The organism is Rhodococcus sp. AB351, assembly GCF_049538275.1.
Lineage (GTDB): Bacteria > Actinomycetota > Actinomycetes > Mycobacteriales > Mycobacteriaceae > Rhodococcus.
Genome location: NZ_JBMVFW010000017.1, coordinates 63534 through 69533 on the forward strand (window position 1 = coordinate 63534; position 6000 = coordinate 69533).

At 69.8% G+C, this 6000-nt stretch carries 5 protein-coding genes and 1 pseudogene; 2 read left to right on the forward strand and 4 right to left on the reverse strand.

Translation table 11 applies throughout. The features are described 5' to 3' along the window. Positions 1-35: 35 nt before the first annotated feature. Complete coding sequence (locus ACPCXD_RS21065; protein WP_088897157.1) at positions 36-866, reverse strand: ABC transporter ATP-binding protein; 831 nt, start codon at positions 864-866, stop codon at positions 36-38. 73 nt (positions 867-939) lie between these two features. On the opposite strand from ACPCXD_RS21065, the gene glgX reads away from it, so the two are divergent. Both glgX and ACPCXD_RS21075 read left to right on the forward strand, forming a co-directional pair. Further along, on the forward strand, positions 940-3072 hold the full coding sequence (gene glgX / locus ACPCXD_RS21070; protein ID WP_423661099.1) for a glycogen debranching protein GlgX: 2133 nt from the start codon (positions 940-942) through the stop codon (positions 3070-3072). Then, on the forward strand, positions 3069-3569 hold the full coding sequence (locus ACPCXD_RS21075) for a GNAT family N-acetyltransferase (protein WP_016696270.1): 501 nt from the start codon (positions 3069-3071) through the stop codon (positions 3567-3569). Before glgX ends, ACPCXD_RS21075 begins: the two co-directional genes overlap by 4 nt. On the opposite strand, the gene ACPCXD_RS21080 is transcribed toward ACPCXD_RS21075, so the two are convergent. The 3 genes and pseudogenes from ACPCXD_RS21080 to ACPCXD_RS21090 form a co-directional block, all read right to left on the reverse strand. Further along, a complete protein-coding gene (locus ACPCXD_RS21080; RefSeq protein WP_160875697.1) occupies positions 3553-4395 on the reverse strand; it encodes a peptidyl-tRNA hydrolase in 843 nt (280 codons plus the stop codon). The genes ACPCXD_RS21075 and ACPCXD_RS21080 overlap by 17 nt on opposite strands. Then, positions 4388-5617, reverse strand: coding sequence for a phosphoserine phosphatase SerB (gene serB / locus ACPCXD_RS21085; RefSeq protein WP_016696268.1), 1230 nt, complete (start codon positions 5615-5617; stop codon positions 4388-4390). Before serB ends, ACPCXD_RS21080 begins: the two co-directional genes overlap by 8 nt. Before the next feature lie 172 nt (positions 5618-5789). Beyond that, positions 5790-6000 (reverse strand): annotated as a pseudogene (locus tag ACPCXD_RS21090) (cytochrome ubiquinol oxidase subunit I); the annotation flags it as partial.

A 6000-nucleotide genomic window follows, 5' to 3' on the forward strand; every position in this document is an offset into this window, starting at 1 on the left:
CTAGCCGATCGGTCCCGGCACCACCCGACCCGGAGCTACCGGCGGTGCCGTCCCGCCTGGCGGGTGCGGCGGGCGAAGAACCGGTCGTCGACCTTGTCGAGCGAGATGGACTGGCTGAACGCCGTGCTGAGGTTCTCGGCGGTGATCACGTCGTCGAGCAGGCCCTGGGCGACCACACCGCCCTCCTTCAGGAGCAGAGCGTGCGTGAAGCCCGGCGGGATCTCCTCCACGTGATGGGTGACGAGCACGATCGCGGGGGCATCCGGGTCGGCCGCGAGCGTGCCGAGCCGGGCCACGAGTTCCTCGCGACCGCCGAGGTCCAGACCGGCAGCGGGCTCGTCGAGCAGCAGCAGTTCGGGATCGGTCATGAGCGCCCGGGCGATGAGCGCACGCTTGCGTTCGCCCTCCGACAGCGTCCCGTACAGACGGTCGGCGAGATGTTCCGCGCCGAGACTCTCGAGCATCTCGACCGCGCGGCTCGTGTCGATGTCGTCGTACTGCTCGCGCCACCGGCCCAGCACGCCGTAGCCCGCGGAGAGTACGAGATCGGTGACCTTCTCGTCGTTCGGCACCCGGTTGGCCAGGGCCGCGGAGGACAATCCGATCCGGGGTCGCAGTTCGGACAGATCCGTCTTTCCGAACGTCTCCGCGAGGACGTGCGCGGTGCCGGAGGTGGGGAACGTCTCGGCCGCCGCGACCCGCAGCAGCGAGGTCTTTCCTGCCCCATTGGGTCCGAGAACCACCCAACGTTCGTCGAGTTCCACCTTCCAGGTCACGGGACCGACGAGGACGTTCCCGCCGCGTCGGACCACTACGTCGTCGAATTCGATGAGCAAATCGGGATCAGGTTGTGCCACGCGGACCATCTTCTCTTACGCCCGAGCCGGAAACGCGGCAGGATCGGTTCCCGTGTCGTCCTCCGCATCCGAATCTGCTGTCGTGTCCGGCTCGGTCGCGCTCCCCGACCGGGCCGCCTTCCCGCTCGGACCCACCCCGGTCGACGGTGGGACACGCTTCGCCGTCCACGCCCCGCACAGCGATCGCGTCCAGGTCTGCCTCGTCGACGACGACGGGAACGAACACCGCGTGGACCTGCCCGACCGCACCTACGGGGTCTGGCACGGGGTGGTCCCCGGCGTCGGCGCCGGGCAACGGTACGGCTATCGCGCGTACGGGCCGTGGCAACCGCAGTGGGGGCTGCGTACCAACCCGCACAAGATCCTGCTCGACCCGTGGGCCCGGCGGATCGTCGGCGAGGTCGGTGATCCGGACCGGCTGATCCCCCACCAGGGCGACCCGTTCGGTGCGATGTCGACCGTCGACTCGCTCGGGCACACACCCCTGTCGGTGGTGACGCCCGTCCTGACCCCCATGCACGACAAGCCCCGCGTGCCGTGGGAGAACACCGTCGTCTACGAACTGCACGTCGGTTCGTACACGGCCCGCCACCCGCTCGTGCCGCCGGAGCTGCGCGGTACCTATCTCGGACTCGCCCACCGGTCGGTGATCGACCATCTGGTCGGGCTGGGGGTGACGACCGTCGAGCTGTTGCCCGTGCAGGCCTTCGTGACCGAACCGTCGGTGCGTGCGCGGGGGATGCGCAACCACTGGGGCTACTCGACCGCCTCGTACTTCGCGCCGCACCCCGCCTACGCCGTCACGCCGAGCAACGAGATCGCCGAGTTCCGGACGATGGTCGACGCCTTCCACAGCGCCGGGCTCGAGGTGCTGCTCGACGTCGTCTACAACCACACGTGCGAAGCATCGGTCGACGGCCCGAGTCTGTCCTGGCGCGGTCTCGACGCGCCCGGTTACTACCTGCTCGACACGCACGGACGGGATGTCGACCTGACCGGCTGCGGCAACACCCTCGACGCGTCCTCACCGATCGTCGTGCGGATGGTGTGCGACAGCCTGCGGTACTGGGCGGACGTGATGGGGGTGGACGGTTTCCGTTTCGATCTCGCCAGTGCACTGGCCCGTCCGCGCGGTGGGGCGTTCGATCCGCGGGCGGCGCTGCTCACCGCAATCGTCACCGATCCCGTCCTCTGCGATGTCAAGCTCGTCGCCGAACCATGGGACGCGACCGCGCACGGTTACCAGCTCGGGAACTTCGGAGCGCAGTGGGCCGAATGGAACGACCGCTACCGCGACACCGTGCGCCGCTACTGGGCGGGACGTTCCGGGATCCGCGAGATGGCGTCGCGGCTCACCGGTTCGGAGGACCTCTACGACAGGAACATCCGGCAGCCGTGGATGTCGGTCAACTTCGTCACCGCCCACGACGGTTTCACCCTCGCCGACGCGGTCTCGTACGAGCGCAAGCACAACGACGAGAACGGTGAGGAGGGCCGGGACGGGTCGAACAACAACGAGTCGGTGAACCACGGGGTGGAAGGGCCGACCGACGATCCGGAGATCCTTGCCGCCCGCGACCGGCACATCCGGGCAATGCTCGCGACGCTGCTGTTGTCGACGGGCACACCGATGCTGCTCGCCGGCGACGAGTTCGGGCACACCCAGAACGGCAACAACAACGCCTACTGCGTCCCCGAGGACGTCCCCGTCCGCGACGCCTGGCCGCTGGACTGGGAGGACTCCGACCGTGCGCGAACGGATTACGTGCGCGAACTGCTCCGCCTGCGCACGCGTGTCCCGGTGCTGCGGCAGCGACGCTTCTTCGAGGGGCGTGCTCGCTCCGTGGGTTATCCCGATCTGGTGTGGTTCGGCATCGAAGGGATCGAACTCGACGAGGATGCGTGGCACGACGACAGTCGCCGCACGCTGCAGGGCTGGGTCGACGGCTCGCAACTCGGCACCGTGACCCGCACCGGCGTCACTCTCGAGGACAGCAGCGGCCTGTTCGTTCTGCATTCGGGCGATGCCGCCACGGTGACCCTCGCCGGACCGGAGTGGTATCGCGGCGACATCGTGTGCGTCTTCGATTCGACTGCCCCCGACGGCAGGCCCGCGGACACCTCCCCGATGCGGGTGGGCAGTTCGTACCCGGTCGACGGTCCGACGGTGCTGATCTTCCGGATCGCGGACGACGACCCCATCGAGCGCGAATGATCGACGCCGTCGGTGGATTCCGCGTGCGTGTTCCCGCTCCCGACGAGGCCGAGGCGATCGCGCGCGTCCGGAACATCACGTGGCGCGCCACCTACGGCCACCTGCTTCCCGCGGCGTTCTACGACCACCACGCATTCGAGCAGAACGCGGCGCTGTGGCGGTCGATCCTCCGACGCCCTCCGCAGACCCTGCGCGTGCGCGTCGCGGAAACCGAAGGCGGGATCGTCGGATTCGCGTCGGCGGGCGACCCCATCGGTGACGATGCGCCCGTTCGCGCGCTCCAGCTCCACACCCTGTACGTGCTACCCGAGCACCACGGATGCGGTGCGGGACAGGCACTGTTCGACGCGGTCGTGGGCGCGGAACCGGCGCAGCTGTGGGTGGCCGAGGACAACCCTCGCGCCCATACCTTCTACCGGCGCAACGGCTTCCGGCCCGACGGGGCCGAGATGGTCCTTCCCGGCACGACTCTGGTCGAGGTCAGGCTCGTCCGCTGACCGTGCCGGGCACCGCGATCACGGTGATCGAACCCGGGGCCACCTCGGTGAAGCCCGCATCGCGGACCGCGACGGCCGTGCCAGCCTCCACGCGGGCGAGCAGCTCGCGCCAGGTGTCCTCGTCCGCGTCGCGGACGGCACACGGGAATCCGTCGGTCGCCCAGGCGCGTGCGGTGTCGACGTCCAGCGCTCCGGCGAACAGCATCGCGGCGTGACCGACCTGCGCGGCCGCCTTGCCGACGGTCATCTCGAGGTCCTTCTGCACCCAGAGGATCGGAACGCCGTCCGCCGGTGAGGGCGGATCGTCGTGGGGCAGGTCGGTGCCACCGATCTGCAATCGGGAGATGCGCGGATCCAGCTCCCCCACCGGGCCGGGCACGAACGCCCGGGCCTGGGCGCCGGCGTGGTCGACGGTGACTCCGTCGACGTCCTGCGCGGCACGCCAGTGCGCTCCGCGGGCGCGACGCGCGACCTTCCGGATCCGCGCGTCGTTCCACGCGAGGAAAGGTTCCTGCCACGGGCCGGGTTCACCGTCCGGGCCGGGACCGACCCGCGGGTCGAAACACAGTGCCACCGTGGCCGTCGCGGCCGCCTCGAGCACCGCGCTGCGGGCAGGCGGATCGACCTTCGGGATGTGCAGCACGATCGGCATCGCCTGCACCTTCGCCGGATCCTCCGGGTCGGGCCGGTGCCCGTAACCACGCGTGAGTACGCCGTGGCGCTCGGCGAAACCAGGATCCGATGCCGGGTCGAAGACCCGATCGGGTGCGGCCTCGAAGACCGGCTCGGCTGCTGTGTCCGCGAGGTCGGGGTCCAGCTCAGACACTGCCGTCGATCGGGACGCGCCGCAGGGTTCCATCGACGCGGTCGGCCGCCTCGATCTCCTCGCGGGTGACACCGAGGACGAAGAGCACCGCATCGAGATAGGGATACGACAGGGCGGTGTCGGCGACCTCGCGCAGGGCCGGCTTGGCGTTGAATGCCACGCCCAGTCCCGCGGCCGACAGCATGTCGATGTCGTTGGCGCCGTCGCCCACCGCGACGGTCTGCTCGACCGGAACGCCCGCCTCGTCGGCGAACTCGCGGAGGGCTCGTGCCTTGGCGGCGCGGTCGACGATGTCGCCGACCACTCGCCCGGTGAGCTTGCCGTCGACGATCTCGAGCGTGTTGGCGCGGACGAAGTCGAGTTCGAGTTCGTGTGCGAGCGGGTCGATCACCTGACGGAAACCACCCGAGACGACGCCGCAGCGGAAGCCGAGCCGGCGCAACGTCCGGATCGTGGTGCGGGCACCGGGGGTGAGCTCGAGCCGCTCGGCGACCTCGTCGATGACGGTCGCCGGCAGACCCGCGAGGGTCGCGACGCGCTGTTCGAGGGACTGTGCGAAGTCGATCTCACCGCGCATCGCAGCCTCGGTGACCTCGCGGACCTTGTCCTCGACGCCGGCGTGCGCGGCGAGCATCTCGATGACCTCGCCCTGGATGAGCGTGGAGTCGACGTCGAAGACGATCAGGCGCTTGGAACGACGGGCGAGACCGCCGCGCTCCACCGCGATGTCGACGTCGAGACCTGCGGCGAGTTCGACGAGGGCGTGCCGCAGGGCGGCGTCGGCCTCGACGCTGGTGTCGGGCGCGGTGATCATCAGCTCGAGGCCGGTGAGCGGGTAGTCGGCGATACCGCGGATCGAATCGATGTTCGCGCCCTGGGCCGCGAGGGTGCGGCCCACCGACCGCAACGCCTTGGCGCTGACCGGGCTGCCCAGCACGACGACGGCGTGGGTCGAGACGGTGCGGGCACCGCGCTCGGCACCGAGCTGGACGTCGGCGTGCATGCCGATGGTGGCCATCGCGGACTCGACCTCGTCCTGCAACGCTTCGACGTCGGTCGGGCAGACGAGGAGGACACCGAGGGTGAGCCGGCCGCGGATCACGACCTGTTCCACATCGAGGAGGTCGACGTCGTGCCGTGTCAGCGCTGCGAACAGCACCGAGGTCACGCCGGGATGGTCAGGTCCGGTCACGGTCACCAGCACCGTGCTGTCAGACGCCACTACGTCTCCGATCGCTTGTCTGTCGAGGTACACGCGGACGCACGCGCGTACCGGCTCGCCCGTCCATTGTTGCAGGTCGAACCGTCGCTCCCGTTCGCGGGTCCGGACCCACGGAAAGGCCGAAGCCCCACCCGGTGCACGGGTGGGGCTTCGGTCGATCGTCGATCTGCGCTCAGGCGCGCGGATGGTCGCCGGGGGTACGGTCGGCACCCTCGAGGACGTTGACGTTGTGCTTGTCGCTGCCCGGGCCGACATGCGCTTCGGCGCGCATCTTCTCGACCATGTGCGGGTAGTGCAGCTCGAAGGCAGGGCGCTCCGAGCGGATCCGCGGCAGCTCGGTGAAGTTGTGCCGCGGCGGCGGGCAGCTGGTGGCCCACTCGAGC

What these genes read in the sequence shown, in the direction of transcription:
- ACPCXD_RS21065 (WP_088897157.1), bottom strand. Translation starts at nt 866, where the DNA reads ATGGTCCGCGTGGCACAACCTGATCCCGATTTGCTCATCGAATTCGAC.
- ACPCXD_RS21075 (WP_016696270.1), top strand. Translation starts at nt 3,069, where the DNA reads ATGATCGACGCCGTCGGTGGATTCCGCGTGCGTGTTCCCGCTCCCGAC.